24 protein-coding genes are annotated in these 26846 nt (G+C 64.3%); 8 read left to right on the top strand and 16 right to left on the bottom strand.

Annotated elements, in window-relative coordinates; translation table 11 throughout:
- Window positions 1-378 precede the first annotated feature (378 nt).
- From NH14_RS31745 to NH14_RS31730, 4 genes are all read left to right on the top strand, one after another.
- Complete coding sequence (locus NH14_RS31745) at window positions 379-981, top strand: plasmid mobilization protein (RefSeq protein ID WP_052148436.1); 603 nt, start codon at window positions 379-381, stop codon at window positions 979-981.
- Between the two features lie 385 nt (window positions 982-1366).
- Window positions 1367-2047: a PspA/IM30 family protein gene (locus NH14_RS31740; RefSeq protein WP_035532594.1), complete on the top strand. Its 681-nt coding sequence runs from the start codon at window positions 1367-1369 to the stop codon at window positions 2045-2047.
- A 105-nt stretch (window positions 2048-2152) separates the two neighbouring features.
- Window positions 2153-3340, top strand: coding sequence for a tetratricopeptide repeat protein (locus NH14_RS31735; RefSeq protein WP_035532593.1), 1188 nt, complete (start codon window positions 2153-2155; stop codon window positions 3338-3340).
- Between the two features lie 126 nt (window positions 3341-3466).
- Window positions 3467-4969 (top strand): flavin-containing monooxygenase, encoded by a 1503-nt coding sequence (locus NH14_RS31730; protein WP_035532592.1) that lies wholly within the window; start codon window positions 3467-3469, stop codon window positions 4967-4969.
- Here NH14_RS31730 and NH14_RS31725 read toward each other — a convergent pair.
- The 6 genes from NH14_RS31725 to NH14_RS31705 form a co-directional block, all read right to left on the bottom strand.
- Window positions 4951-5745 carry a class I SAM-dependent methyltransferase gene (locus NH14_RS31725; RefSeq protein ID WP_035532590.1) on the bottom strand — a complete coding sequence of 265 codons (795 nt, stop codon included), beginning with the start codon at window positions 5743-5745 and terminating at the stop codon, window positions 4951-4953. The two genes, NH14_RS31730 and NH14_RS31725, sit on opposite strands and share 19 nt — an antisense overlap.
- Before the next feature lie 45 nt (window positions 5746-5790).
- Complete coding sequence (locus NH14_RS33960; protein ID WP_269151899.1) at window positions 5791-5919, bottom strand: hypothetical protein; 129 nt, start codon at window positions 5917-5919, stop codon at window positions 5791-5793.
- 209 nt (window positions 5920-6128) lie between these two features.
- Entirely contained in the window at window positions 6129-6947 is an 819-nt protein-coding gene (locus NH14_RS31720) for an ABC transporter permease subunit (protein ID WP_035532587.1), read from the bottom strand.
- The gene (locus tag NH14_RS31715; protein WP_035532584.1) at window positions 6944-7879 is read right to left on the bottom strand and encodes an ABC transporter permease subunit; all 936 of its coding nucleotides are present in this window, start codon (window positions 7877-7879) and stop codon (window positions 6944-6946) included. The genes NH14_RS31720 and NH14_RS31715 overlap by 4 nt, the downstream gene beginning before the upstream one ends.
- Window positions 7876-9036 carry an ABC transporter ATP-binding protein gene (locus tag NH14_RS31710; RefSeq protein ID WP_035532581.1) on the bottom strand — a complete coding sequence of 387 codons (1161 nt, stop codon included), beginning with the start codon at window positions 9034-9036 and terminating at the stop codon, window positions 7876-7878. The genes NH14_RS31715 and NH14_RS31710 overlap by 4 nt, the downstream gene beginning before the upstream one ends.
- Before the next feature lie 146 nt (window positions 9037-9182).
- Window positions 9183-10283, bottom strand: a complete 1101-nt coding sequence (locus NH14_RS31705) for a polyamine ABC transporter substrate-binding protein (RefSeq protein ID WP_035532682.1) — start codon at window positions 10281-10283, stop codon at window positions 9183-9185.
- A 481-nt stretch (window positions 10284-10764) separates the two neighbouring features.
- Between NH14_RS31705 and NH14_RS31700 the strand changes: the two genes are divergently transcribed.
- Entirely contained in the window at window positions 10765-10968 is a 204-nt protein-coding gene (locus NH14_RS31700; protein ID WP_035532577.1) for a DUF1289 domain-containing protein, read from the top strand.
- Window positions 10969-11043: 75 nt separating this feature from the next.
- Here NH14_RS31700 and NH14_RS31695 read toward each other — a convergent pair whose 3' ends face one another.
- The 5 genes from NH14_RS31695 to NH14_RS31675 all read right to left on the bottom strand — a co-directional run bounded on the left by NH14_RS31695 (window position 11044) and on the right by NH14_RS31675 (window position 17491).
- Window positions 11044-11688: an OmpW/AlkL family protein gene (locus NH14_RS31695; protein ID WP_035532576.1), complete on the bottom strand. Its 645-nt coding sequence runs from the start codon at window positions 11686-11688 to the stop codon at window positions 11044-11046.
- A gap of 84 nt (window positions 11689-11772) precedes the next feature.
- A complete protein-coding gene (locus NH14_RS31690) occupies window positions 11773-12963 on the bottom strand; it encodes an NAD(P)H-dependent flavin oxidoreductase (RefSeq protein WP_035532573.1) in 1191 nt (396 codons plus the stop codon).
- 171 nt (window positions 12964-13134) lie between these two features.
- A complete protein-coding gene (locus NH14_RS31685; protein ID WP_035532570.1) occupies window positions 13135-14568 on the bottom strand; it encodes an aldehyde dehydrogenase family protein in 1434 nt (477 codons plus the stop codon).
- A 202-nt stretch (window positions 14569-14770) separates the two neighbouring features.
- Entirely contained in the window at window positions 14771-16363 is a 1593-nt protein-coding gene (locus NH14_RS31680; protein ID WP_035532567.1) for an ABC-F family ATPase, read from the bottom strand.
- Between the two features lie 225 nt (window positions 16364-16588).
- Window positions 16589-17491 (bottom strand): NAD(P)-dependent oxidoreductase, encoded by a 903-nt coding sequence (locus NH14_RS31675; RefSeq protein ID WP_084225873.1) that lies wholly within the window; start codon window positions 17489-17491, stop codon window positions 16589-16591.
- Between the two features lie 225 nt (window positions 17492-17716).
- On the opposite strand from NH14_RS31675, the gene NH14_RS31670 reads away from it, so the two are divergent.
- The gene (locus tag NH14_RS31670; protein ID WP_035532563.1) at window positions 17717-17926 is read left to right on the top strand and encodes a dodecin; all 210 of its coding nucleotides are present in this window, start codon (window positions 17717-17719) and stop codon (window positions 17924-17926) included.
- A gap of 53 nt (window positions 17927-17979) precedes the next feature.
- Here the strand turns inward: NH14_RS31670 and NH14_RS31665 are convergent, their stop codons facing one another.
- The 4 genes from NH14_RS31665 to NH14_RS31650 all read right to left on the bottom strand — a co-directional run bounded on the left by NH14_RS31665 (window position 17980) and on the right by NH14_RS31650 (window position 22969).
- On the bottom strand, window positions 17980-19065 hold the full coding sequence (locus NH14_RS31665) for a BMP family ABC transporter substrate-binding protein (protein WP_035532559.1): 1086 nt from the start codon (window positions 19063-19065) through the stop codon (window positions 17980-17982).
- Window positions 19066-19139: 74 nt separating this feature from the next.
- A complete protein-coding gene (locus tag NH14_RS31660; RefSeq protein ID WP_035532557.1) occupies window positions 19140-20069 on the bottom strand; it encodes an ABC transporter permease in 930 nt (309 codons plus the stop codon).
- A gap of 50 nt (window positions 20070-20119) precedes the next feature.
- Window positions 20120-21226 carry an ABC transporter permease gene (locus tag NH14_RS31655; protein WP_035532681.1) on the bottom strand — a complete coding sequence of 369 codons (1107 nt, stop codon included), beginning with the start codon at window positions 21224-21226 and terminating at the stop codon, window positions 20120-20122.
- 93 nt (window positions 21227-21319) lie between these two features.
- A complete protein-coding gene (locus tag NH14_RS31650; protein WP_035532555.1) occupies window positions 21320-22969 on the bottom strand; it encodes an ABC transporter ATP-binding protein in 1650 nt (549 codons plus the stop codon).
- Window positions 22970-23250: 281 nt separating this feature from the next.
- Between NH14_RS31650 and NH14_RS31645 the strand changes: the two genes are divergently transcribed.
- Window positions 23251-24183 carry a LysR substrate-binding domain-containing protein gene (locus tag NH14_RS31645; protein WP_035532552.1) on the top strand — a complete coding sequence of 311 codons (933 nt, stop codon included), beginning with the start codon at window positions 23251-23253 and terminating at the stop codon, window positions 24181-24183.
- 144 nt (window positions 24184-24327) lie between these two features.
- Here the strand turns inward: NH14_RS31645 and NH14_RS31640 are convergent, their stop codons facing one another.
- Window positions 24328-25731 carry an 8-oxoguanine deaminase gene (locus NH14_RS31640; protein WP_035532549.1) on the bottom strand — a complete coding sequence of 468 codons (1404 nt, stop codon included), beginning with the start codon at window positions 25729-25731 and terminating at the stop codon, window positions 24328-24330.
- A 611-nt stretch (window positions 25732-26342) separates the two neighbouring features.
- Here NH14_RS31640 and uraH point away from each other — a divergent pair.
- Window positions 26343-26696 carry a hydroxyisourate hydrolase gene (uraH, locus tag NH14_RS31635; protein ID WP_035532546.1) on the top strand — a complete coding sequence of 118 codons (354 nt, stop codon included), beginning with the start codon at window positions 26343-26345 and terminating at the stop codon, window positions 26694-26696.
- Window positions 26697-26846 lie beyond the last annotated feature (150 nt).

Genomic DNA, 26846 nt, shown 5'->3' with positions numbered 1-26846 from the left:
GGCGCTCTGGCGTGACCGGCAACGCCCCCGTTCGGTCACGCGGCGCGCCTGGCTGGCGCACTGTCGCAAATTACTCTTTCAATACCCTTTCGCAGGGACGCCTCGCGGGAAGCGCCCGTGCGAAATGTAACAGCGCATTCTAAATAATTCGTGCATCGCCGGTCGGGCTTTTTTTGTAAGAGTTTTTTGGGAACCGCCCTGCGACCCTCATTTTGCGAGCGCATCTTTGCGTTGCGCATCGCCTGTCTCGTCATATGATGGAAAGGTTACCGCACGCTCTGCCCGCTTTGCTTGCCGGCCAATACACCCTGCTTCACCAGCCGTCGTTTGCATACGGGACCCCGGTTCACTCGAAGCCGATCCAACGGCCAGCCGACTATGAACAAACCCAGCGAACGCATCGTTGTCTTCGTGACGCCCGCGCAAAAGCGCGCGATCTCCGCAACAGCCGATGAACTTGGCATCAGCATCAGCGAACTGATGCGCCGTGCCGTGCTCGCTTTTAGCGCGACGAGCGACCAGGTGAAGGCAGCGAACATCGTCGACCGGCTGAGCGCGACGCGCGAGCCCGACGCGCTCGCGCAAGTGCTGCGCAAGGCGGCAAAGCCGCTGCGAACGGGACGCTCGGCGGGGCTGCGGCCCGCTGCCGTGGAACCTCCAGCCGAGGCGCAAGCGAACGCCGATGACGCCGTTCCGCTTGCGGCGGGGACCACCGAAAGCGCAGACCCGGCGCCTGAGGCCGGACTCGAACCGGACTCCGCACGCGCCGAGCGCGCCTTGGCCCAAGCCGTTGTACGCCTGTCCAGCGAAGCCGCCGAGGCGGTTCAGGTTACCGATGCGCAAGCCGATGTAGCAGGCGAAGCAGACGCCGCACCGCTGCAGCCGCTGAGCGGCGCCCCACTCGCGCGCGCGGCACGCGAAGATGATGACGATGCCACGCACAGCAACGACGCCGCTCCCAACGCGAGCAAATTCGCTTGAGCGACCGACCGCTTTAACATTGGAACAGGCGGTTGGAACACGCGTTTTGAACGCGCGCGAATCGCGCCATGGCCGCCTGCCCTCGGCGGCTCTTTAAGTCCCTTTTAAGAGACCCCGTGGTGTAATATCCGCGAGCAATGCGCCAGGGCCGGATCGGTGGCGCAACGGTTAATTTAGTTGCGGTGGCCTGTTGCAATTGGCTAAAGCGCCCCGAATTGCGCGCTGCATGCGCGGCTCGCACAAAGCGGCGTAAGCTAAATGCGAAATTGCCGGGCGAGCCGATCGGGTCCGCCGCAATACCTCGCAGCGCAACGCGAACGCCGCATGCGTGCATCGCGGCCCGCTGGAGCATGGTGGGGCCAATCTCATTTCACCGGAGGAATACATGTCGCTTTTCGACTCCATCTCTCGCACGGTCAAGGGTCTCCTGAACGACGCCGCCGACTCCGTGCAAGACTCGTCGCGCGACGCGCGCCAGATCGTGCGCGAACTCGACGACAGCATCGCAAAGGCCGAGAACTCGCTCGTCGAGATCCAGGCGCAGGTCGCGATGCAGCAAAGCAAGCGCGACGTGGCCGCCGACAAGGCAAAGAAGTACGAGGACGGCGCCAGACGCGCGCTGCAATCGGGCGATGAAGCCCTCGCGCGCGAAGCGCTGGGCGCCCAGAGCACGGCCGAAGCCGAACGCGATGCGCTCGCGGCCGAACTCGCGAAGCTCGAACCGTCGGTCGATCAACTGAAGCAGCAGATCGACGACATGCGCTCGCGCCGCAACGACCTCAACGCGCGCTCGAACATCCTGCAGGCGAAGCAGCAGATCGCCCAGGCGAAGGATGTCGCAGCCACGGCGCTCGGCGGCATTGGCGGCAAGAATCTGTCCGAGGACTTTCAGAAGCTCGAAGACAAGGTGAACCTCTCGAACGCGCGCTCCGACGCCCGCTTGAACTCGGCGGATACGTCGAGCGGCAAGGCGCTCGACGACAAGCTCGCCGCGCTGAACAAGGGCCCGTCGGTGGACGACCGCCTCGAAGCCCTCAAGAAGCAGCTCAATACGCCGGCACAGTAAATGCGCCGGACGTAACGGATGCGGCGCGGCTGGCCAGCTCCAGCACGTGCCGCATCCACGTTTCGTATGTCATGGAGACGGGCGGCAAACCGCCCGGCCTGCAACATGAAAAAGTATCTCGCCGCCCTTCTCGCATCGCTCGCGCTCGTGAGCGGCCTGGCGTTCGCCGTGCCGAGCGCGCAGCAGATCGAATCCGCGATGTCGCGAGGCGACTGGCAACGTGCGGACGCGGGGCTCACCGAAGTCCTGCAGGCGCACCCCGACAATGCCCGCGCGCATTACCTGTACGCGCAGGTGCTCAATCGCGAAGGCCGCTTCGCCGACGCGCTCACGCAAATCCAGCAGGCGAAGTCGCTCGATCCGCAGATCCGCTTCACACAGCCGCAGCGTTTCGCGCAGGTCGAAGCGAAGATCCGCTCGGACGCGACGCGCACAGGCGCTGTCACGACGAACCGCGCGAATAACCCGTTCGCCCAGCAGACACAAGCGGCAGCGCCGGCGGCTCTAGCAGCGCCAGCGCCGCAAAAGCACGGTCCTGGCATGGGCATGTGGATCGGCATTGCCGTCGTGCTGGTGGGCGTGGCGCTCGTGCTGCGCTGGACGCTGCGCCGCGCGAAATCCACGGAGGACGCGAAGGCCGGCGACGACCGCCGCGACCAGCTCAAGCGTGCTACCGACCTGCTCAACGCCGTGCGTTCGCTCAAGCTCGACCTGAAGCTGTCGACGGCGCCCGGCCATGAAGCGCTCGAAAAGGAAGTCGAAGGCTTCGAGGCGCAATTGCGCAGCGTGGTCGAAACGCTCTCGGGCAGCACGAACCCGGTGGCGCCGTATCAGATCGAGGATCTCGAGCGCCAGTTCGCAAGCCTCAAGGCGCGCGCCGAAGGCCGGCCCGATCCGAACGCCCAGGCCGCCGCCGCGCCCGCGCAGCCCTATGGCGAAGGCTCGGCCTATGCGCGCGAGGCGGATGCCGCGTTCGGACACAACCCGCAATATCCCCCGCAGTACCCGCCTCAGCAGCAGCAACCGCCGGTCATCGTCCAACAAGGCGGCGGTGGCATGGGCGGCATGGGAGGCCTGATGACCGGCGTGTTGCTGGGCCAGGTGCTCAATCAGGGCCGCGACCGGGTGATCGAGCGCGACGTGCTCGTCGACGACGAAGGCCGACGCATTTCGCGCGACGGCGGCAATGGCGGCGGCGTCGACTTTGGCCAGGGCTCGAACGACTGGGACGACGGCTCGGGCGGCGGCGTAGATCTGGGCAGCAACGACAGCTCGGACGACTGGAATACCTGATCGCACCACCGTTCCCGGTTAATGTCGCACAATAACGGGCTCCCTCACGGAGCCCGTTTTGCATCATTCGCCGCTTGTGCTGTGCTTGCGCCTGTTCCCCAGCGCAGCAATTTTCTACGTTCAGACATGACCACTCACGCGTCCTCGTCGCGGCAAGACACGCGAACCACACCGCGCATCGCGATCGTCGGCAGCGGCTTTGCCGGCATCGGCATGGCCATTCGTCTGCGGCGCATGGGCATCGAGACGTTTACGCTTTACGAGGCGGCCGCGAGTCTCGGCGGCACGTGGCGCGACAACGCCTATCCCGGCGCGGCCTGCGATGTTCCTTCGCACCTCTATTCATTTTCGTTCGAGCCGAATCCGAACTGGACGCGCACCTATGCGCCGCAGCGCGAGATTCTCGATTACCTGCGCCACTGCGCGCACAAATACGGCGTCGAGCGCTACATCGAGTATCGCTCGCACGTGAGCGCCGCGCGCTTCGACAGCGGGCGCGGTGTATGGCTGATCGAGATCGAGCGCGACGGGGTCTTGTACACCGTCGAGGCCGATTTGCTGATCGCCGCGAACGGCCCGCTTTCGCGCCCCGCCCTGCCGGCCATCGAGGGGCTCGATCGCTTCGAAGGCGCGCGCTTTCATTCGGCGCGCTGGGACCACGATTACGCGCTCGACGGCAAGCGCGTCGCCGTGATCGGCACCGGCGCAAGCGCCATCCAGTTCGTGCCGATGATTCAGCCGCGCGTCGCACAACTCACGGTGTTCCAGCGCACGGCCCCGTGGATCATGCCGCGCCGCGATCGCGCCATCGGCGCGTGCGCGCGCTGGGTGTATCGCCATGTGCCGCTCGCACGGCGCTTCGCGCGCGCGGCGATCTACTTGCAGCTCGAATCGCGCGCACTGGGCTTTGTAGTCGATCGACGCCTGCTCAATGCGCCGATGAAGTTCGCGCGCAACTATCTCGCGCACAAGGTCAAGGACCCGGTGCTACGCGCAAAGCTCACGCCCGACCATGTACTGGGCTGCAAGCGCGTGCTGCTGTCGAGCCACTATTTCCCGGCGATATCGCAGCCGAACGTGGATCTGGTAACCGAGCCGATTCGCGAAGTGGTCGCCGACGGAATCATCACCGCGGATGGCGTGCATCGGGCATTCGATGCGATCGTCTGCGGCACCGGCTTTCAGGTGAACGATGTGGATGCGCCGTTTCGCGTGACCGGCATGGACGGCGCGGATCTGGGTACAGCATGGCGGCGCGACGGGCCCGAGGCGTATCTGGGCACCACCGTTGCGGGCTTTCCGAACTTCTTCATCATCGTCGGGCCCAACACGGGCCTCGGGCACAACTCGATGATCTACATGATCGAGTCGCAAGTCCGTTATATCGCCGATTGCATCGAGGCGCTGCGGCGCCGGCGCGCGCGCACGATGACCGTGCGGCCCGAGGTGCAGCGCGCCTTCAACGTACAGTTGCAGGCACAACTCGCGCACACGGTGTGGACTTCGGGCTGCCACAGCTATTACCAGACCATGAGCGGCAAAGTCACGTCGCTATGGCCGGGCTTCACGTTCACGTTTCGGCGCCGCACGCGCCGCGTGCGCGAGCGCGACTACGAGTTCGGGCGCTGAGCGGCCAGCGGCCTGCCCGCATACACGCGCGTTTCGTACGCGAAGTTCACGCGCCCGTCGCGCTGCGTCGCGTCGAACAATTGGCGCAGCGCGGCGAGCATCGGTTCATGGCGCGCATCGCCGGGCTTCGGCGCATACGACGAGGACGCGAGACGCCCGCGCAGCCCGTCGTAGTCGAGCAGTTGCGCATTCGGAAACACGGTTTTCTGCTCGAAGCCGTCGCCGAACCAGTCGGCAATGGCGTCGTCGTCGGGGTACGTCTCAGCCACGCTCGCATAGTCGGCGCTGAATTCGCGCAACAGCGCTTCGTAGCCCTCGAGAAACGCCGAGCCCTTCACGAGCCGACTATTCCAGAACAGCACGATCTTGCCGCGCGGCTTGAGGATGCGCGCGAACTCGCGCCGTGCGTCCGCCCTCTCGAACCAGTGGAACGCCTGAGCCGCCGTCACGAGGTCGACGCTCGCAGTGTCGAGCGTCGTGTTCTCCGCGGTGCCGGCCACACCGCGATAGCCGGGGTTGTCGGCATAGTTCGCGAGATAGCGGTCCGCGGCTTCGCGCATCGCTGCGTTCGGCTCGACGGCCACGACCGGATGGCCCGCATCGAGAAAGAGTTTCGCCGAAATGCCAGTGCCCGCGCCAATGTCTGCTACCGTGGCGCCTGGCGCAATGCCGCATTCGACGTGAGCGAAAGTCGCCACTTCGCGTGGATAAGCCGGCCGGTACTTCACGTAGTCCGCGACCCGATCGGTGAAACGCCGGGTGGAATCGTCGATCATCGTATGCCCTCGTATCGTGTCCGTCGCGTAATGGCCGCCTCGCACTCAGGCGCCGCTCAGGAGCTTGAGCAACCCCCAAAGGAAACGGCAGACCAAGACGATCAGCTCCCAGAGCTGAATCAATTGTTGCCAGAGCGCTACGATCGCGCCCTCCTTCAATATTGCTTCGATCATCGTGTTCCCGCTGCGGGCCGTGCTGGTCGCCGTGCTGCATGACGATAGCTGCCCGCCCGTATTTTGCGATCATAGCCCCTTAGCCGCCTGGCACGCTAAAGCCCCCCACGCGGCCGACGCACAAACGCGCCGAAAAAACGAAAAACGGCGCGTGAGCCGAAGCCCACGCGCCGCCTTTGCACGGAAGCACCCGCTCGCTTGGGAGCGCGTCAGACCGCCATCGCCATGCGTTTGCGCTCGGCGCGCTGCATGAAGTAATTGCCGACGATCACGCCCGCCGTCACCACGAGAATGAAGAGCGTCGCGAGCGCGTTCATCTCCGGGTTCAAGCCAAGGCGCACGCGCGAGAACACCACGAGCGGCAGTGTTGTCGAACCGGGGCCCGAGAGGAAGGCCGAGAGCACGAGGTCATCGATCGACAGCGTGAACGACAGGAGCCAGCCTGCCGCAAGCGCCTGCGAGATCAGCGGCAGCGTGATCTGGAAGAACACCTTGAACGGCGTGGCGCCGAGATCGAGAGCGGCTTCTTCCAGCGACGGATTGAGCTCGCGCACGCGCGACTGCACGATGATGGCCACATAGGAGATGCACAGCATCACGTGGCCGATCCAGATCGTGAACACGCCGCGCCCCGCCGGCCAGCCGAACAGCTTGCCCATTTCCACGAACAGCAGCAGCAGCGAAATGCCCTGGATCACTTCGGGAATCACGAGCGGCGCGTTGATCATGCCAGTATAGAGCGTGAAGCCGCGAAAACGCCCCATGCGCGCGAGCACGAAGCCCGCCCATGTGCCGATGATCACCGAGGCAAACGCTGTCATCAGCGCGACGCGCAGCGACAGCCACGCTGCGGTGATGAGTTCGTCGTCGGTCACGAGCGCCTGATACCAGCGCGTCGAGAAATGCGTCCACACCGTCACGAGCTGCGAATCGTTGAACGAGTAGACGATCAGGCTCAGGATCGGAATATAGAGGAACGCAAAGCCGATGCCGAGCGCGATGAATTGCAGAACGCGATTTGGTTTCATTTGCCGCGGCCCTCCAGTTCCTTCGCCTGGAAGTGCTGGAACAGCGCCATCGGCACGAGCAGCAGCAGGACCATTGCGCAGGTCACGGCGGAGGCCATCGGCCAGTCTGCATTGTCGAAGAACTCGTTCCACATGACGCGGCCAATCATCAGCGTGTTCGCGCCGCCGAGCAGTTCGGGAATCACGTACTCGCCCACCGCCGGAATAAACACCAGCAGGCACCCCGCAATAATGCCGTTCTTCGAGAGCGGCAGCGTGATCTCCACGAACGCGCGCCACGGTTTCGCGCCAAGGTCATAGGCGGCCTCCAGCAGCGTGAGATCCATCTTCACGAGGTGCGCATAAAGCGGCATCACGAGAAACGGCAGATACGAATACACCATGCCGATATAGACCGCCGTGTTCGTGTGATAGAGCTCGATGGGCGAATGGATGATGCCGAGCGACATCAAAAAATTGTTCAGCAGTCCATTATTCTTCAGGATGCCGATCCACGCGTACACGCGAATCAGAAACGACGTCCAGAACGGCAGCATCACCGCCATCATGAGAACGTTGCGCGTGGCCGGATTCGAGCGCGCGATGTAGTACGCCATCGGATAGCCGATCAACAGACACAGCAGCGTCGAGATGGCCGCCACCACAACCGAATTCACGTAGGTCGCGAAATACAGGCTGTCCTGAAGCAGGAATGCGTAGTGCGAGAGATCGAGCGCGATGTGCCAGACGCCATCCGCGTACGACGTGAGCTCCGTGTATGGCGGGATGCCGAGTTGCTGGTCGGCGAAGCTGATCTTCACCACCAGCACGAACGGCACGAGGAAGAACAGCAGCAGCCAGAAGAACGGGCCCGCCACGACGGCGGTGCGGCCGGTCAGGTTGAAACGCTTCGCCGGCCAGTGCAGCAGATTCTTGAAGCTCAGCGCGCTCATGACGTCAGCACCACCCCGGCCGATGCGCCCCAGCGCACATAGACCTCGTCTTCCCAGGTGGGCGAGTCGATCTCGGAGAGCGCAAGGCTCGACATGTTCGCGATCACCGTCTTGCCCGATTCGAGCTGGACGTGATAAAGCGAGTAGCCGCCCATGTACGCGACGTTCTTGACGACGCCCTTGCCCCAGTTGAACGCGCCCTCGGGCGGCTTGCGCGTGAGCGCGATGCGCTCGGGCCGCACCGAGATCGTTACGGGCATGCCGAGCGGGCCGGTGATGCCGTGGCTCACGTAGAGGCGTACCGGCAGGTCCGGCGACTCGACGAATACGTGATCGGGTTCGTCCTCGACGACGTTGCCCTCGAACAGATTGGTCGAGCCGATGAATTCCGCCGAGAAACGGCTGTTCGGAAACTCGTAGACTTCATTGGGCGCGCCAAGCTGCACGATCTGGCCTTCGCTCATGACCGCGAGACGGTCGGCCATCGTCATCGCCTCTTCCTGGTCGTGCGTGACCATGATGCAGGTGACGCCCACGTTCTCGAGAATGTTGACGAGTTCGATCTGCGTGCGCTGGCGAATCTGCTTGTCGAGCGCCGACATCGGCTCGTCGAGCAGCAGTAGCTTGGGGCGCTTGACAAGGGAACGCGCGAGCGCCACGCGCTGCTGCTGGCCGCCAGAGAGCTGATGGGGCTTGCGCTTGGCAAAACGTGACATCTGCACGAGTTCGAGCGCGGCGGCCACGCGGTCCTTGAGTTCGGCCTTCTTCACGCCTTCCTGGCGCAGCCCGAAGCCGACATTCGACTCCACGGTCATATGCGGAAAGAGCGCATACGACTGGAACATCATGTTGACCGGACGACGGTACGGCGGCAGCATCGCGAGATCCTCGCCGTCGATCAGGATCTTGCCCGAGGTCACTGTTTCCAGACCGGCAAGCATGCGCAGCAAGGTGGACTTGCCGCAGCCCGAGCTGCCGAGCAGCGCGAACAGTTCGCCCTTCTTCACCGACAGGTTGACACCCTTGACGGCCGTCGTTTCGCCGAACTTCTTGACGACGTCGACGACCTGCACGAAGTTATCCGCGGCGCTATCGGCCGTGGCGATGCCCGAAGGCAGCACGCCGGGGGCTGCCGGCACGCTCGACTGGTCACTCATGATTCTCTCTGCCCTGCCTGGTTCTGCCTTGATGCTGGACGGGGTTGACGAACAAAGCCCCCGGCATCATGCCGAGGGCTCGGGTAATACGATCGGAAGACGCTACGCGCACCGCCAACGCGGTCTGTCAACGGCGCGCCAGTGCATCAGCGTCCCGACTTGAACTCGGTCCACAGTCGCGTCTGCAGGCGCTGGATCTCCGGCGGCAGCGGCTTGAGCAGGAACAGCGTCTTCAGGACTTCCGCCGGGGGATACACGGCCGGGTCGCTGGCGATGTCCTTGTTCACGTACTTGCGTGCCTCGGCGTTCGCGCTCGGGTAGTAGACCGCATTCGTGATGGCCGCGTGAACCTGCGGCGTCTCGATGTAGTTGATCCACTCGTGAGCGGCTTCCTTGTGCTGCGCGTCCTTCGGGATGGTCATCACGTCGAACCAGATCGGCGCGCCGCCCTTCGGAATGTAGTACTCGACCTTGTACGGCTTCTTGGCGTCGAGCGCGCGGTGCTTGGCGATCACGACGTCGCCCGAATAACCGTAAGCAAAGCAGACGTCACCGCCCACGAGGTCATTGATGTAGCCCGACGAGCTGAATTGCGTGATGTACGGGCGAATCTTCTTCATCATCGCCAGCGCGGCGCGATAGTCGTCCGGATTCGTCGAGAGCGGGTCCTTGCCGATGTAGTGCAGCGCGGCCGCGAACATCTGGTCCGGCGCATCGAGCACGGACACGCCGCAAGCCTTCAGCTTCGAGATGTTCTCGGGCTTGAAGAGGTTGTCCCAGTTGTCGAGCGGCACGTTCTTGCCGAGAAGCTGCTGCGCCTTCGTGACGTTATAGGCCAGACCCGTGGTGCCGTAGGCCCAGGGCACCGCATACTTGTTGCCCGGATCCGCGCCGGCTACCAGCGCCATCAATTGCGGATCGAGATACTTGAGGTTGGGAATCTTCGACTTGTCGAGCGGCGAGAAGATGCCGGCGGCGATCTGCTTGCCCGCATAGTTGCTGGTCGGCACCACAATGTCGTAGCCCGAATTGCCTGCGAGCAGCTTGGCCTGGAGCGTATCGTCGCTATCGTAGTTGTCGTACTTGACCTGAACGCCGGTCTGCTTCGTGAAGTTCGGAATCGTGTCTTTAGCGATGTAATCGGACCAGTTATACACGTTCAGTTGCGTATCTTTCGCCACCGACGTCACCCACGGCGCCGCACACAGCGCGAGTACAGCCAGTTTCGCCAAAACCCGTTTCTTCATCCCGTTCTCCGATTGATAGCCCGATTGATGGCCGAACAACAACCCGATTGATAGCCTGGTTGTTAATCTGCCTGTTAGCTTGCGTGCTGCTTGTCCCTGCCGGTGTTCAGCCCGGCGGCGGCCCGCCTGAATAATTCATCGAACCTACCATCAAACCTGCCGGGGGACAAAGAAAGCGCGCCGGCCTGTCGCACAAACGGAACAGGACCTGTCGTGCAGCCAGGCCGGCCGCAACCCGCGCACGCCCCCGGATGGGCGCCACTGACAGTAAATCGCGCGCAATTTTAGCCGTTTATCGGCCCCTGTCCACCAAAAAAACGGCCCGCGCAACATTCGCGCGACGCCTCTCGCCACGAGGCCATCGCCCCCTCAGCCAAATGGGCTAAGCAGGCGGCGCCCGCGAATCGATTAACATAGCGGGGTTTTCCGCAAAGCCGGTGCGCATGTCCGCGTGCCGGTCATCCTGCCCCAAGACATATCGATGGCCTCCAATCTCCACGACCTTCCCGACAGTCCCTGTATCGGCGTGTGCTCGACGCTGTTCGACGAAATCTGCAAAGGCTGCGGCCGCACTGCGTCGGAAGTCTCGAACTGGGTGTTTCTGACCGACGAGGAAAAGCGCGCCGTCTGGACGCGCATCGAGCGCGAAGGCACCGCCATGCGCTTCCAGAAGAGCCGCGCCTAAGCCCAGCGGCCCACAACACGAAAAAAACGCCGGATGAACCGGCGTTGCTTTTGTATCGATATCGAGCGACGGCGATCAGAACTTCATGCCGACACCCACGCCCACCACGATCGGGTCGATATAGAGCGTGCCGAGCGACGAGCCATTGAGCGACGCACCGGTACGCATCCAGATCTTCTTGACGTCCGCGTTCACGAACACGTTTTTCGCGACCTGGTAGTCGACGCCGAACTGCAGCGCCGGGCCGAAGCTATGGTTGTCGATCGACACGGGCTGGCCGCCCGCGTGCAGCCCGTTGTTGTAGAACAGCGTGTAGTTGATGCCGGCGCCCACGTATGGCCGGAATACCCCTGCATTGTTGAAGTGATACTGCAGCAGCAGCGTGGGCGGCAGCACACCGACGCCACCCAGCGCGCCGAGGCTGGACGTGACCTGGTTGCGCGACGTGCCGAGAATGAGTTCGGCGCCGATGTTGTTCGTCACCATGTAGGTGAAGTCGAGCTCGGGAACGATCGCGTTGTTGACGCCGGCCTTGAGCGTATTGAGCGCGCCGCTCGAACTCACCTGCGGCGTGATGGCGATCGCGCGCAGCCGCACGAGCCAGTCACCCGCGTAGATGCCCGTGGCGGGCGCATCGGCGGCGTGAGCAGCCGATACGGCGAACGCGGCGCCCAGTGCCAATGCCGTAGCGGCCGCGATGGTTTTCAATTGCCTCTTCATGATGATTACCCCTTTTGTGCCCGCGTAGATTCGCAGGTCCGCAGAGATTCTCTGCGGGGGATCCCATCACGAAATTGACAGCTGTCAGTTCATGGCCAATGCTGGCTGCTGTGCGACCGGAGGCCGCGCAACTCCGGTCAAAAGCAGCTCCAGCAGGTCCCTGACGCTGCGAATGGCGTTGCCAAACGGCAACGCTTCGCGACCACGGAAGAACAGGCCATTGGCCACATCGCCGCGCAACGCCGCCGCCAGGCGGGTGTCGATGCAGAAGTGGCCGAATTTTTCGATGCCGTCGCGCAGGCCGCAGATCGACAGGCATTCGAGCCCGGTCGGGCAGGGATTCTTCTTCGAGCCGATCTTGATGCGGATGCGCGACTCGTTGCGCAGGTAACGATCGAGCCACGGCGTTTTCACCGCGCGCGCAGGCAGGCCGGTCACGCTCACGAACTCGACGATGTCCTCGGGCTTGGCGTCGGCGAGCACGCGCTTGAAATTCGGATGCGCGTCGCCCTCCTCGGTCACGGCGAACGGCGTGCCCACCTGCACGCCGTTGGCGCCCGCCTCCAGCCACTTGCGCACGGCGTCGTGGCTATTGACGCCGCCCGCCACGATGAGCGGCACGTCGCGGCGCGTGATGCCAAGCGACGCATAAACACCGTCGAGCTCTTCGAAAATGCGCTCGAACCCGAAGCGCTCGTTGTCCATGTCGGCGATGTCGGTCACGCCGAGGTGGCCGCCCGCGTGTGCGGGGTGTTCGAGCACGATGGCGTCGGGCAGACGCCCTTTCTTGATCCACTTTTTGAGCACGAGCGAGACGCCGCGCGCATCGGAAAGAATCGGGATGAGCGCGATGTCCACGCCCTGCGTGAGATCCGGCAGATCGAGCGGCAAGCCCGCGCCCATGACGATGGCGTCGGCGCCATGCTCGCAGGCCGCGCGCACGTAGTCGGCATGCGCACTGACCGCTTTCATCACGTTCACGGCGATCATGCCGTTGCCTTGCGCCAGCTTGTGCGCAGCCGCGATTTCACGGCCGAGCGCGACGAGATTGGCACGCTCGAGCGTCGCGTGCCGAGGGTCGGCGCGGCACAACTCGACGAGGTCGGGGTGATGATGGCGCAGGTCGATGCTCGCGATAGTGCCGAGCGCGCCTTCGCGCGCGACGCTGCCCGCGAGCCGGTGCGCCGAGACGCCGACGCCCATGCCGCCTTGCACGATGGGCAGCAGTTGGCGGCCGCGAATATGGAGCGGCGCAAAAGAATAGTTAGGAAACATGGTGGACCGCTTTGCGTTGTCGGTGGCAAAACGTCAATGGTCGCGCGCTGCCCACATGCGTTATTGATGCACATCAATAAAAAACGCGGGGAGCCTCAAGGATCGCCGCGTTTTTGACAAAAATCAAAACGTCGCACCAAAACATTTGCAAGGCGCGAAAACGTCATTAGATCAAGGTTTTGGCACCTTGAACTGCATCGACTTGTACTCGAGGTACTCCTCGAGACCATATACGCCGTTCTCGCGGCCATGGCCTGACTGCTTGAAACCGCCGAACGGCGCGGCCATGTTCCACGTGCCGCCATTAATGTCAATCTGCCCCGTGCGGATACGTCGCGCCACGCGCGCCGCGCGCTCGTCGCTGCCGGCCCACACTGCGCCGCCCAAGCCATAGAGCGAGTCGTTGGCGATGGCGACAGCGTCGTCCTCGTCTTTTGCCGTGAGAATCGTGAGCACCGGGCCGAAGATTTCTTCCTGCGCAATCGCGGCATCGCGCGGCACGCGGCCAAACACGGTCGGCTTCACGAAGAAGCCCTTCGTCACGCCCTCGGGCATGCCCGCGCCGCCCGTCACGAGTTCGGCGCCGTCTGCGATGCCGCGCTCGATGTACTGCTGCACGCGCTCTTGCTGCACCTTCGAGGCAAGCGGTCCAAGCTTCGCTTTCTCGTCGCGAGGATCGCCCACCGTATAGGCTTCGACGGCCTCCTTCGCGAGCGCGCGCGCTTCTTCGTATCGGGCCTCGGGCACGATCATGCGGGTGTGCGCCGAACAGGTTTGACCCGAGTTCAGGAAGCAGGCGCCCACGGTGCCCTTCACGGCCGCGGCGAAATCGGCGTCGTCCAGCACGACCGAGGCCGACTTGCCGCCCAGCTCCAGCGCGACGCGTTTGACGGTGGCCGCGGCCACTTCCGAGACGCGCTTGCCCGCGCGCGTAGAGCCCGTGAACGAGACCATGTCGACCTGAGGATGGCGCGCGAGCAGTTCGCCGACCACCGGCCCGTAGCCGGTCACGAGATTGAAGACGCCAGCGGGCAGGCCGGCCTCGTGAATGGCTTCGGCGAGCACGAACGCGTTAAGCGGCGCGACCTCGGACGGCTTGAGCACGACGGTGCAGCCCGCGGCAAGCGCGGCGGCTACCTTGAGCGTGATCTGATTGAGCGGATAGTTCCACGGCGTGATGGCCGCCACCACGCCCACCGGCTCGCGCACGACGAGCGAATTGCCCACGCGCTCCTCGTACTGGAACTCGCTTGCGAGCTTCGCATAAGCGCCCCAGTTGTAGACGGGGCCACCCACCTGAATCGCGCGCGCGAGTTTCAGCGGCATGCCGACTTCGCCCGCGATCAGTCGCGCGAGCTCATCGGTGCGGGCCTTGAGGTTCTCGGCGATTTTCTGAAGGTAAGCGCCACGTTCTTGCGGGCTCGTTGCGGCCCATTTGTCGAACGCGGCGCGCGCGGCGGCAATGCCCGCTTCGGCATCGGCTTCGTTGCCTTCGGGGATGCGGCCCATGACGGCCTCGGTACCCGAGTCGAACACGTCGATCGTGCCCTTGCCGTGCGGCACGACCCAGTGGCCGTTGATGTAGAGCTGGTCGTAGTTGTGCATGCGCGTCTCTCCTGACTCCGTGTTCGTTTGCGATCTCGTCGCGGCTTGCACCGCAGGAACAGTGCATTCTAGCGTGGTTGACGCAAACGTAAGGTCGAGCCTTCATGCGTTCGGGCAGTTGTGCCGCGCCAGAAACAAATCGGGCGACGCATTCGCGCCGCCCGATTTGTTTTGTTACCTGCCCTGCCCGCTAGACCAGCGCTTAGTGCAGCCCCTGGCTTGCGAGGAAGTCCTCGTAGTTGCCGCTGTAGTCGTTGATCTTGCCATCGGTCTTCACCTCGATGATGCGGTTGGCCAGACCATTCACGAACTCACGGTCGTGCGACACGAAAATGAGCGTGCCTTCGAACTTCTCGAGCGCGATCTGCAGCGACTCGATCGACTCCATGTCCATGTGGTTGGTGGGCTCGTCCATGAGCAGTACGTTGTGGCGGCCGAGCATCAGCTTGCCCCAGATCATGCGGCCCTTCTCCCCGCCCGACAACACCTTCACCGACTTGCGGATGTCGTCGGCGTTGAAGAGCAGACGGCCCAGCGTGCCGCGCACCGATTGCTCGTCGTCGCCTTCCTGGCGGTACTGGTCGATCCAGTCCATCAGCGTGACGTCGTCCGGAAACTCTTCGTACGTGTCCTGCGGCATGTAGCCGATGTTCGCGTTTTCGGCCCACTTCACCGTGCCGTTGTCGACAGCAAGATTGCCGAGCAGCGAGCGCAGCAGCGTGGTCTTGCCCGCGCCGTTTTCGCCGATGATCGCGATGCGCTCGCCCGGCTGCACGCTGATGCTGAATTTGTTGAAGATCTTGCGTTCATAGGTCTTCGTGATTTCTTCCGCGACCACCACGATGTTATGCAGCTTCTTCTCGAACTCGAAGCGGATGAACGGGTTCTGGCGCGAAGACGGCTTGAATTCCTCGATCTTGATCTTGTCGATCATCTTCAGGCGGCTGGTGGCCTGACGCGCCTTCGACTTGTTCGCCGAGAAGCGGCGCACGAAGTCCTGCAGGTCGGCCACGCGCTCCTTCGCCTTCTGGTTCGCGGCCTGCTGACGCTCGCGCGCCTGCGCCGAAGCGAGCATGTAGTCGTCGTAGTTGCCGGGCCAGACCTTCAGCGTGCCGTAGTCCATGTCCGCCATGTGCGTGCAGACCTGGTTCAGGAAGTGTCGATCGTGGGAGATGATGATCATCGTCGAGTTGTACTCGTTCAGAACATCTTCCAGCCATCGGATCGAGTTGATGTCGAGGTTGTTGGTCGGTTCGTCGAGCAGCAGCACGTCCGGCTTCGAGAACAGCGCCTGCGCGAGCAGCACGCGCAGCTTCCAGCCCGGCGCCACGCCGCTCATCGGGCCATTGTGGAATTCCGTGCCGATGCCGATGCCGAGCAGCAGTTCGCCCGCGCGCGCCTCGGCCGTGTAGCCGTCGTACTCAGCAAACTTCGCCTCGAGCTCGGCGGCGTGCATGTAGTCGTCGTCGGTGGCTTCGGGGTTCGCGTAGATCGCGTCGCGCTCGGTCATCGCGGCCCACATTTCCGTGTGGCCCATCATGACGACGTCGAGCACGCGCACGTCTTCGTAGGCGAACTGGTCCTGGCGCAGCTTGCCCAGACGCACGTTCGGTTCGAGGATCACGGTGCCCGAGCTCTGTTCGAGGTCGCCGCCGAGGATCTTCATGAACGTGGACTTGCCGCAACCGTTAGCGCCGATCAGGCCATAGCGGTTGCCTTCGCCGAATTTGACCGAGATATTCTCGAACAAGGGCTTCGGCCCGAATTGCATGGTGATGTTGGCGGTAGAGAGCACAGCGCGTCCCGGAAAGTAGATCGACGAAAAACCTGTAATTTTAGCAGGTTATGCCAGTTCGCGCGCGCCTGCCAGCGCTCCGGTGTTGCGGGTGCGCTCGGGAAAACTACCGAAAATTCGTGGCAGATTCGTGCAGGCGGCACAGGGGGGCCGCCTGCGATAGGGCCTGATGAAAACCCGTCAGGCACGGGGCGGCCGCTTGATACCCTTCCCCATCTCGCGCCCTCAGGCGCGGCGCGGCGTCTGCAGGACGTCGACGAAACCCGACAAGTCCGCCTCAGCCAGACCCATCGCGGCGCCAAGGCGCAAGATTTGCTGCACGGCACCCGCAACCGGCATGGGCGTACCGGTCTGGCGCGCGGCGTCCGCGACCGTGTCCACATCTTTCTGGAACGTTCTCAGTGCGCCGATCGGCACGAGACCGTCCTGCGTCATGCGCGGCACGAACGTGCGCAGCAGCGTGGAGTCGGCCCAGCCGCCCGCGAGCGCCTCGGGCAGCTTGGCGGCGTCGATGCCGCTGCGGTGTGCGAGCCCCACCGCCTCTGCAATCGCCGCAACCGTTGCCGTGACGATGGCCTGGTTGCACAGCTTCGTGGTCTGGCCGGCGCCGGGGCCGCCCATATGCGTGACCCGCGCCGCATAGGCAGCAAGTATCGGCGCCACCGCCTCGACGTCTTCGGCCGTCCCGCCCGCCATGACCGCGAGCGCGCCCGCCTGCGCGCCCGCCACGCCGCCCGACACGGGCGCGTCCACCCAGCCCACGCCGAGCGCCGCCGCGCGCGCGGCAAGCTCGCGCGTCAGTTCGGGCGGGATGCTCGAATGGTCGACGATCCGGCGCACGCGCACGGCTTGCCCGCTCTCGTCCTTCGCAGCGGCGAGCAAGCCTTGCTCGCCGAATACCACCTGCTCGACTGCCGCGCCGTCCGCAACGCACAGCAACACGACGTCCGCGTGCTGCGCCAGCGCCGCCGGCGTGGCCGCGACCTGCGCGCCATCGGCGACCAGCGCCTCGGCCTTCGCCGGCGAGCGGTTCCACACGTGCACCGTGTTACCCGCGCGCAACAAGTGGCGAATCATCGGCGCGCCCATCAATCCCGGTCCGCAAAATCCCAGTTCCTGCTTCTGCATCCTCTCCGTCTCCTGCATCGCGCCTCGCTACGTTCGAGTCCGGCGCATTTCACTTTCCGCGCCGCGTGTGGTCTTTGCCTGGCCTTCCGGCCCTGGCCGGCACGGCCGATGCGGCGCAATCGCAAGGCGCCATGATACCGGCCGTCGATGCCGGCGGTTGCCTATACTCGATTGACACGTGTGCCCAATGGGCCGCGCCGCGCCTGCAAATAAGGAGAGATTGTCATGAACGACCACGTCTACAAGCAGATCGAACTCACCGGCTCCTCCACCGTTTCGAGCGACGACGCCGTGCGCGGCGCCATCGCGCGCGCCTCGAAGACACTGCGCCATCTGCACTGGTTCGAAGTCACCGAAACGCGCGGACTGATCGAGAACGACCAGATCACGCGCTGGCAGGTGACCATCAAGGTCGGGCTGCGCATTGACGAGTGAGGTTCGCGCGCAGCCGCGTGGCGTCGCCAGGCCCTGCTTCGCCTTACTTCTGCTTATTTCGGCAAGGCGCCGTCCACGCCCTCGACGTACCAGTTCAGGCGCTGCAGTTCCGGATCGGTCAGCGTCTTGCCGGCCGGAATCTTGACGGCACCGGTCTGGTCCTTGATCGGGCCCGTGAATACGTCCCACTTGCCACTCGCGATCTGTTCGCGCTTCGTGGCGACGGCTTTTTGCGCTTCGGCGGACAGCTCGGACGTGTTCACGTCGCCGAGATCGACGGCCTTCTGGGGAATGCCCCACCAGACCGGATCGTTCTTCCACTTGCCGTCCAGCACCTGCTGGATCACTGCCGTGTAGTAGACGCCCCAGTTCGCTTCCACCGAACCCAGATGGGCGTGCGGACCGAACTTCTTCATGTTCGAATCCCAGCCGAAGGCATGAACGTGCTTCTCCTCGGCGGTCGCGAGCGTCGCGCTCGAGTCGGTGTTTTGCAGCAGCATGTCGGCGCCCTGGCCGATCAGCGTCTCGGCTGCCTGTTTCTCCTTGCCCGGATCGAACCAGCTGTTGATCCAGATGACCTTCGTATGGACCTTAGGATTCACCGAGCGCGCGCCCAGCGTATACGCGTTGATGTTGCGCACGACTTCGGGAATCGGCACCGAGGCTACGAAGCCCAGCGTATTGGTCTTGGTCGCGTAACCGGCCGCCACGCCCGCGAGATATGCGCCCTGGTACATGCGCACGTCATAGGTGCCGAAGTTCGCGGCCTTCTTGTAGCCGGTCGCGTGCAGGAACACGGTATCGGGGAAGTCCTTGGCGACTTTCAGTTCGAAGTCCTGATAACCGAAGCTCGAACCGAAGATGATCTTGTTGCCCTTGTTCGCGAGATCGCGGAACACGCGCTCCGAATCTGCGGATTCGGGCACGTTCTCGATGCGCGTGATCTTGATCTTGTTGCCGAACTTCTGCTCGACCATCTTCGAACCCTGATCGTGCGCGTAGGTCCAGCCGGCATCGCCCGGATTGCCGAGATAGACGAACGCGACGCCCGGCGCATCGGCCGCCTGGGCCTGCGGCGCGAGCGCCGCCGTGCCACAGGTTGCGGCAACGGCGAATGCGGTCAGGATGGTTTTTCTCATCGTGGATCTCCTGTCGTGAATAGGGTTACTGCGTGCGTTCGAAGCTTCAAGATGATCACCTGCGCGGCCGCCATCTAGGCGGCCCCATAAAACGCCTTGCCGAGCGAGGCAGGCGCGTTCAGGCGAATCGTGTTCGGATTACGGGAAATGAGGACCAGCACCACGATCGTTGCCACGTAGGGAAGCATGGCGAGAAACTGCGTGGGCACCGGCACGCCTACGGCCTGCGCATAGAATTGCGCGCCCGTGACAGCGCCGAACAGCAGAGCGCCGATCAGGAGGCGTCCCGGGCGCCACGTCGCGAACACGACCAGCGCAAGCGCGATCCAGCCGCGCCCCGCAGTGATCTGCTCCTGCCACAGGTGCAGTTGCACGACCGAGTAGTAGCTGCCCGCGAGCCCCGCCATCGCGCCGCCAAACGCCGTCGCGCCATAGCGCACGCCGATCACCGGAAAGCCTACCGAGTGCGCGACCTGCGGCGACTCGCCCACGGAGCGCAACACGAGCCCCGCGCGCGTGCGATAGAGAAACCAGCCGACCACGGCGAACATCAGGAATGCGAGGTAATCGACCGGCGTGAGGCTGAAGAGCGCCGGTCCGGCAACGGGCAAATGCGAGAGGCCCGGAATCGGCCAGGCGGCAATCGTCGCCGACGTGGCCGCCGAGGTGTACGGCTTGCCCACATACGCCGAAAGCCCGACGCCGAAGATCGTGAGCGACAGGCCAGTGGCGACCTGGTTGGCCTGCATCGTGAGCGTGAGAAAGCCGAACAGCAGCGCCATGGCAATGCCCGCGACCATGCCGGCCAGCAGCCCGAGCCAGGGATCGCCTGTGACAGTGGTGAGCGCGTAGCCGGTCACCGCGCCCATCAGCATCATCCCTTCCACGCCGAGATTGAGCACACCCGATTTTTCCGTGACGAGTTCGCCCACGCCCGCGAACATCAGCGGGATTGCCGCGGTGACGGCGCTCGATGCGAGCGAACTGGCTTGCTGGATATCCATGTCTTGAGGCCTTTTTTCTGGGCTTTTTCGTGAGTCGGTCGATTCGCGGATCAGCGAGCTGTGGCTATGGGATGGCGGCGGCGCACGCGGTAGTTCACAAAGAGATCCGCGCCGAGCAGGCAGAACAGCAGCAGGCCCTGAAACACACCCGAAAGCGCCTGGGGCAGTTGCAGCGAGGTCTGCACGGCTTCGCCGCCCAGATAGAGCAGCGCCATCAGCAGGCTCGCGAGCACGATCCCGACCGGATGCAAGCGCCCCACGAACGCGACGATGATCGCCGTGAAGCCGTAGCCTGGCGACCAAGTTGCCTGCAACTGGCCGATCGGGCCGGCGATCTCGCTCATGCCCGCAAGTCCAGCGAGGCCGCCCGAGAGCAGCAGCGAGGTCCAGATCGTCTTCTTCTCCGAGAAGCCAGCGTAGCGCGCGGCGAGCGGCGCGAGGCCGCCCACGCTCATGCGGTAGCCCGCGAAGCTGCGGCGCATGAACAGCCAGACCAGCGGAACGGCCGCGAGCGTGAGGAAGATCGACGCGTTCAGGCGCGTGCCGCGCAGCCAGTGAATGCGCCAGTCGCCGCCGAAGGTCGGATAGAGCGCGTCGCCGCTGAACATCTCCGAAAGCGGGAAGTTCATGCCGTTGGGGTCGCGCCACGGACCGCTCACGAGCCAGATCAGCAATTGCGTGGCGACGTAGGTGAGCATCAGGCTCGTGAGGATTTCGCTCGTGTTGAAGCGGCTCTTGAGCCAGGCCGGAATTGCCGCCCAGGCCATGCCGCCCAGCACGCCTGCGAGCATCATGAGGAACAGGATCCACCCACCGGTCGATTGATCGAAGTAGATGGCCACGCCGCTCGCCGCGATGCCGCCCAGCACCATCTGCCCTTCCGCGCCGATATTCCAGACATTGGCGCGATAGCCCGCCGCGAGGCCGAGCGCGATCAGGCATAACGGCGACGCCTTGAGCAGCAGTTCGGACCAGCCGTTGACACTGGAGAGCGGATCGATGAAAAACGCGCGCATCGCCTGCACGGGATCGCGCCCGACGAGACTGAAGATCAGAAAGCCGATGGCGAGGGTAAGGAGCGCGGCGACGAGCGGCACGGCGATGCGAACCGTGCGGGAAGGCGTAGTGCGGGCTTCGAGGCGGTACGGAAGGATCATGATGGCGATGTCGTCAATCGGTCCGGTGATCGTGATGGTGGTCGCTCTGCGGAAAAGCTTGGGACGCAAGTGGTGCGCTGCAGTGCGCTTCGCTCAGGGATGCATCACAGGCTCCGCTGGCGGCGGGCCGCCGTTCGGGCGCCCCGCGCCGTCGCCACGCTCCCCGAAGAGGCCCGCCATCCAGCGGCCAATCTCCTCCGCGTTGGTCTCGCCCGTGAGGCGCGCAGGAGAAAGCCGGCCGCCCGCAAGCACCGCAATGCGATCGCAGATGTCGAAGAGTTCGTCGAGCTCCTCCGAAATCACGAGGATCGCCACACCGCGCGCCGAAAGATCGAGCAGTTGCTGCCGGATGAACGCCGACGCCCCCACGTCCACGCCCCACGTGGGTTGCGCAACCACCAGCACCTGCGGCGCCTGCAGGATCTCGCGCCCGACGATGAACTTCTGCAAATTGCCGCCCGAGAGGCTTTGGGCGAGCGCATCAGGGCCGCCGCAGCGCACGTCGAAAGCGCCGATGCAGCGCTCGGCGAATGAGCGCATCGCGCCCGTGCGCAACCAACCCGAGCGCACCATGCCCTGCCGGTGCCCCGTGAGCAGCGCGTTTTCGGCAAGCGACATCGCGGGCACGGCGCCGCGGCCAAGCCGCTCCTCGGGCACGAAGGCGAAGCCAAGCTTGCGCCGCGCGCCAGCGGAAAGACGCGCTGCCGGCTTGCCGCAGATCGTCACGGCATCGGTGGCCACGCTGTGGCGGGCCGCCCGGGACTGGAGCGCATCGCGCGCCTCGCCCGAGAGCGCCGCGAGCAGTTCCGCCTGGCCGTTGCCAGACACGCCGGCGATCCCCAGGATCTCGCCCGCGTGCACGGCGAACGTGACATCGTCGAGCGAGGTGCCGAACGGATCCTCGCTTGGCATCGACAGATGCTTCACGTCGAGCCGCACGTCTCCCGGCGAGTGCGCGCGGCGTGTGTAGGCGGGCAACTCATGGCCCACCATCAGCCGCGCGAGGGATGCGTGCGTTTCCTCGCGCGGGGTCACGTTGCCGGTCACCTTGCCTCCTCGCAGCACCGTGGCCGTGTCGCAAAGCTCCTGGATTTCGTCGAGCTTGTGGCTGATGTAGAGAATGCTGCAGCCTTCCGAGGCCAGCCGGCGCAGTGTGCCGAACAGCTTGCGCACGGCCTGCGGCGTGAGCACCGAGGTCGGTTCGTCCATGATCAGCAGGCGCGGGTTCTGCAACAGGCAGCGCACGATCTCGACGCGCTGGCGCTCGCCGACCGTGAGGCTATGCACGTGACGCTGGGGATCGACGTCGAGCCCATACTGCGCCGACACCTCGCGAATACGCCTGGCCAAAGCCTTGAGGTCGAACGCCTCGTCGAGCGAAAGCGCAATGTTCTCGCCCACCGTGAGCGTTTCGAACAGGGAAAAATGCTGGAACACCATGCCAATGCCGAGCTTGCGCGCAGCGGCCGGACTGGGGATCTCGACCGCCTCGCCCTCCCAGCGGATTTCGCCGGCGTCCGGCCGCACCGCGCCGTAGACAATTTTCATGAGCGTGCTCTTGCCTGCGCCGTTCTCGCCGAGCAACGCGTGAATCTCGCCGGGCTCGACCGAGAGCGTGACATCGTCGTTCGCGCGCACGGCGGGATACTGCTTCGTGATGCCCGAGAGCGCGAGCCGCGGCGCACGCGCAACAGCGCGCGCCGCGTGTGGACTGCCGGCCAGACGTGAAGATGAGTCGTCCATGGAGGTTCCGTCGTAGTACGTTATGGCTATGTGTGTTTCGACGTGGTGCTGTGTGCCGTTCGATGCCGCGGCGAGCCCCCGTAAAGCGCCGCCGCGCGAAATGACGATACTTGTTCACAGTGCCAGAGTCGAGCCGCCAAAAACCCGCGTTTCCCCACGCGGCGCAGGTTCGACAAATATGCCTGGTAGAAAGCCGCCCTTGACGGAGCTTTCAGTTCATATTAAAAATCATATACTGACAAAGCCCCTCGATCAGCCAAAACATATAATCCGGAGAGTTCATGAGCCAGCAACGCGAGGCGATCGACACGTACCTCTTGCGCGTCTTGCACACCCTTTTGATGGAGCGCAGCGTCACACGCGCCGCCGTCAAACTGAATCAATCGCAACCCGCGATCAGCGCCGCGCTGCGGCGTCTGCGCGACATCACCGGCGACCCGCTCCTCGTGCGCGGCAAGTCCGGCATGGTGCCCACCGAATACGGTCTGCGCCTGCTCGAGCCCGTCCAGAACGCGCTGCGCGAGATCGAGCGCATCCGTTTCCAGCAGCACAATTTCGATCCAGCCACTTCCATCCGCTGCTACCGCATCGGCTGCCCGGACTACCTGAACGTGCTGTTCGTGCCAACCGTGGTCGAACGTTTTCGCCAGGCCGCGCCCAACGCCACGCTCGAGTTCCATTCGCTCGGACCCGCGTTCGACTACGAACTCGCGCTCGAGGAAGGCAAGCTCGACATCGTGATCGGCAACTGGCCCGAGCCGCCCGAGCAACTGCACCTTTCGAATCTGTTCGTCGACCAGATCGTCTGCCTGCTGAACAGCACGCACCCGTACGCCAAGCGCGGCGGGCTCACGCTCGACCAGTACCTCAACGCGCCGCACCTTGCGCCCACGCCCTATTCCGTGGGCCAGCGTGGCGCCATCGACGTGCATCTCGCGCGCGAGCGCCTCAAGCGCCACGTGGTCGTCACGCTGCCGTACTTCAACCTCGCGCCCTACGTGCTCATCAAGTCGGATCTCGTGTTCACGACCACGCGCCTGTTCGCCGACCACTACGCGCGCTTCCTGCCGCTCACGGTCGTGCCGGCGCCGCTCGACTTCCCGCCGATGCAGTACTACCAGTTGTGGCATGAACGCTGTCATTACTCGGACGAGGTACGCTGGTTACGCAGCCTCGTGGCCGAAGCGACGAAGACGCTGATCGACAAGCCCTGAACGGCAGGCAACGCTGCTGCGGCAAGCTAGGCGCCTGAAGTTGCGCCGTTGCACTTTCTACGTTCCTTCCCTGCTTTTATCATTCGGGGCCGGGCGGCACGCACACGCGCCGCCCGCTCCATCCTGTCCCCGCTCTTATTCCACTTAGCGCGCCGACTGCGCGAGCTGCATCGCAAGCCGGTTATGCCGCTCGATTACGGGCCCGAGTTCGACGGTCTGCAGCACGCCCTCCTTCACCACAACCCGTCCGTTGATCACCGATAGCGCAACTTGCGACGGTGCGCAGAACACGAGCGCCGCGACCGGATCGTGCAACGCGCCTGCAAAGTGCGGCTGGCGCAGATCGAACGCGATGAAGTCGGCGGCCATGCCCGGTGCGAGCGCGCCGATGTCGTCGCGGCCCAACACGCGCGCGCCGCCCAGCGTGGCGATTTCGAGCGCTTCGCGCGCGGTCATCGCATCGGGGCCGAAGCCCACGCGCGCGAGCAGCATGGCCTGGCGCGCCTCCGCCACCATCTGCGCGCCGTCGTTGGAAGCGGAACCGTCCACGCCGAGCCCGACCGGCACGCCCGCAAGACGCATCTTTTTGATGGGCGCGATGCCCGAGGCAAGCCGCATGTTCGAGCACGGGCAATGGGCGACGCCCGTGCCGGTGCGCCCGAACAGGCCGATGCCGTGCTCGTCGAGCTGCACGCAGTGCGCATGCCAGACGTCGTGGCCCACCCAGCCCAGATCCTCGGCGTACTCGGCCGGCGTCATGCCGAATTTTTCGCGGCTATAGGCGATGTCGTTGACGTTCTCAGCGAGGTGCGTGTGCATGGAAACGCCGTAGTGGCGCGCCAGCGTCGCCGATTCGCGCATCAGATCGCGGCTCACCGAGAACGGCGAGCACGGCGCCACCACCATGCGCAGCATCGCGTAGCGGCCCTCGTCGTGATACGTCTCGATGAGGCGCTGGGTATCGGCGAGAATCGCGTCCTCGTTTTCGACCACGGAATCGGGCGGTAAGCCGCCGTCCTTTTGCCCGACGCTCATGCTGCCGCGCGCCGCGTGAAAGCGCATGCCGATCTGCTGCGCGGAGCGAATGCTGTCGTCGAGCCGGCTGCCGTTCGGGTAAATGTAAAGATGATCGCTCGAGGTCGTGCAGCCCGAGAGCAGCAGCTCGGCCATGGCCGTGAGCGTGGAGACCTCGATCATTTCGGGCGTGAGGTTCGCCCAGACCTTGTAGAGACTTGTGAGCCAGCCGAACAGCTCGGCGTCCTGCGCGGCGGGTACGGCGCGCGTGAGGCTCTGGTACATGTGATGGTGCGTGTTGACGAGACCCGGCAGCACCAGGTGGCCGCGCATATCGATCACTTCGTCGGCGCTTTCGGGCAGCTCGTCGGCCGTGCCGACCGCGACGATGCGGTTATCTTCGACGTAGAGGCCGCCGCCGCGAATCTCGCGCCGCGCGCCATCCATCGTCACCAGCATGTCGGCGTTCTTCACCAGCAGGGTCTTGCCGCGCCCCTGGTTTGCGCCTTGCGCTGTGCGGTTCGTGGGTTCCATTGTGTCTGTTCGCTCCGTTGTCTTGCCGCAGTGCATGCCTCGCGCTAATGAGCGCGCAGCCCGCCGCGTTTGAGATGACCGTGAATTTGAAGCAGACGCCCTCGCCGCACGCGCCAGTCAATCCGGGAGCCCGGTGCCGACGCGTCCCGACTGCAGACGCCGCTGGCCCGGTTACCCAGCGCCCTGGCGCCGTCTTCGGGACGCGCGGCTCAACGTGTGGGCCGCGCATAAACGTTACCTTGCGCGGCCAAAATAATGCTGACAATTCACCCGGACGGGATAACCACATTCACGGAATACGTATAAAGGTCGATTTCTGGCTCATTTAAGATTCATCCATGGGTGAAAACCCCAACTCGGCATCGCCGCGTAAGCCCCACGGGGCAAGGCTCGGCGTCAGGTACATGCGGCCTGGATTATCTTTCCTATCGGTCGCGCGCTTTTGCCGCATTGTTCTTAAAATGCGTGCACGGCGCTCAAATCGATCCGCCGACGGGTATGTAGCCACAGCTGACGTGGAGCCTCGATCCGCCAAGAACCCTCGGGTTCGACGGATCGGACTGCCGCCGAAACCTCGCAATGACACCAGGAAAAGACAAGGAAAACTGCGAATGGGCAAGCTGACTACCCACGTGCTCGACACCGCGAACGGCCGTCCCGGCGCGGGCATCAAGGTCGAACTCTATGCGCTCGAGGGCGAAACCCGTCGTGCGCTGAAGACCGTCACGACCAACCACGACGGCCGCTGCGACGAACCGCTGCTCGAAGGCGCAGCGCTCGCCACGGGCGAATACGAACTGATCTTCCACGCTGGCGATTACTTCGCCGCGCTGGGCGCCAAAGTGCCGGAACCGCGCTTCGTCGACCGCGTCGCGCTGCGCTTTGGCATCGCCGACACGGGCGCGCACTACCATGTGCCGCTGCTCGTTTCGCCGTGGTCCTACAGCACCTATCGCGGTAGCTGAGCGGTCCCGCCAAACCCAAAAACGCATAACAGACTGAAGGCGGTCCGCGCAAGCGACACCCCGCTTTTGACGCGCCGCACTTTCTCTCGGCGTTTGGTGCGAGACCGGATTACCCGGTTCCTGCGCGCCGTCCCCGCAGTCAGCGCGAGA

The organism is Paraburkholderia sacchari, assembly GCF_000785435.2.
GTDB classification, from domain to species: Bacteria; Pseudomonadota; Gammaproteobacteria; order Burkholderiales; family Burkholderiaceae; genus Paraburkholderia; species Paraburkholderia sacchari.
Note: the sequence above shows the minus strand (reverse complement) of the source record. Positions and strands in the feature narration are given on the sequence as shown.

Bases quoted from the DNA above. Each gene is read 5' to 3' on its own strand.
- NH14_RS31745 (WP_052148436.1), top strand. From the start codon at position 379: ATGAACAAACCCAGCGAACGCATCGTTGTCTTCGTGACGCCCGCGCAA.
- NH14_RS31740 (WP_035532594.1), top strand. From the start codon at position 1,367: ATGTCGCTTTTCGACTCCATCTCTCGCACGGTCAAGGGTCTCCTGAAC.
- NH14_RS31735 (WP_035532593.1), top strand. From the start codon at position 2,153: ATGAAAAAGTATCTCGCCGCCCTTCTCGCATCGCTCGCGCTCGTGAGC.
- NH14_RS31730 (WP_035532592.1), top strand. From the start codon at position 3,467: ATGACCACTCACGCGTCCTCGTCGCGGCAAGACACGCGAACCACACCG.
- NH14_RS31725 (WP_035532590.1), bottom strand. From the start codon at position 5,745: ATGATCGACGATTCCACCCGGCGTTTCACCGATCGGGTCGCGGACTAC.
- NH14_RS33960 (WP_269151899.1), bottom strand. From the start codon at position 5,919: ATGATCGAAGCAATATTGAAGGAGGGCGCGATCGTAGCGCTCTGGCAA.
- NH14_RS31720 (WP_035532587.1), bottom strand. From the start codon at position 6,947: ATGAAACCAAATCGCGTTCTGCAATTCATCGCGCTCGGCATCGGCTTT.
- NH14_RS31715 (WP_035532584.1), bottom strand. From the start codon at position 7,879: ATGAGCGCGCTGAGCTTCAAGAATCTGCTGCACTGGCCGGCGAAGCGT.
- NH14_RS31710 (WP_035532581.1), bottom strand. From the start codon at position 9,036: ATGAGTGACCAGTCGAGCGTGCCGGCAGCCCCCGGCGTGCTGCCTTCG.
- NH14_RS31705 (WP_035532682.1), bottom strand. From the start codon at position 10,283: ATGAAGAAACGGGTTTTGGCGAAACTGGCTGTACTCGCGCTGTGTGCG.
- NH14_RS31700 (WP_035532577.1), top strand. From the start codon at position 10,765: ATGGCCTCCAATCTCCACGACCTTCCCGACAGTCCCTGTATCGGCGTG.
- NH14_RS31695 (WP_035532576.1), bottom strand. From the start codon at position 11,688: ATGAAGAGGCAATTGAAAACCATCGCGGCCGCTACGGCATTGGCACTG.
- NH14_RS31690 (WP_035532573.1), bottom strand. From the start codon at position 12,963: ATGTTTCCTAACTATTCTTTTGCGCCGCTCCATATTCGCGGCCGCCAA.
- NH14_RS31685 (WP_035532570.1), bottom strand. From the start codon at position 14,568: ATGCACAACTACGACCAGCTCTACATCAACGGCCACTGGGTCGTGCCG.
- NH14_RS31675 (WP_084225873.1), bottom strand. From the start codon at position 17,491: ATGCAGAAGCAGGAACTGGGATTTTGCGGACCGGGATTGATGGGCGCG.
- NH14_RS31670 (WP_035532563.1), top strand. From the start codon at position 17,717: ATGAACGACCACGTCTACAAGCAGATCGAACTCACCGGCTCCTCCACC.
- NH14_RS31665 (WP_035532559.1), bottom strand. From the start codon at position 19,065: ATGAGAAAAACCATCCTGACCGCATTCGCCGTTGCCGCAACCTGTGGC.
- NH14_RS31660 (WP_035532557.1), bottom strand. From the start codon at position 20,069: ATGGATATCCAGCAAGCCAGTTCGCTCGCATCGAGCGCCGTCACCGCG.
- NH14_RS31655 (WP_035532681.1), bottom strand. From the start codon at position 21,226: ATGATCCTTCCGTACCGCCTCGAAGCCCGCACTACGCCTTCCCGCACG.
- NH14_RS31650 (WP_035532555.1), bottom strand. From the start codon at position 22,969: ATGGACGACTCATCTTCACGTCTGGCCGGCAGTCCACACGCGGCGCGC.
- NH14_RS31645 (WP_035532552.1), top strand. From the start codon at position 23,251: ATGAGCCAGCAACGCGAGGCGATCGACACGTACCTCTTGCGCGTCTTG.
- NH14_RS31640 (WP_035532549.1), bottom strand. From the start codon at position 25,731: ATGGAACCCACGAACCGCACAGCGCAAGGCGCAAACCAGGGGCGCGGC.
- uraH (WP_035532546.1), top strand. From the start codon at position 26,343: ATGGGCAAGCTGACTACCCACGTGCTCGACACCGCGAACGGCCGTCCC.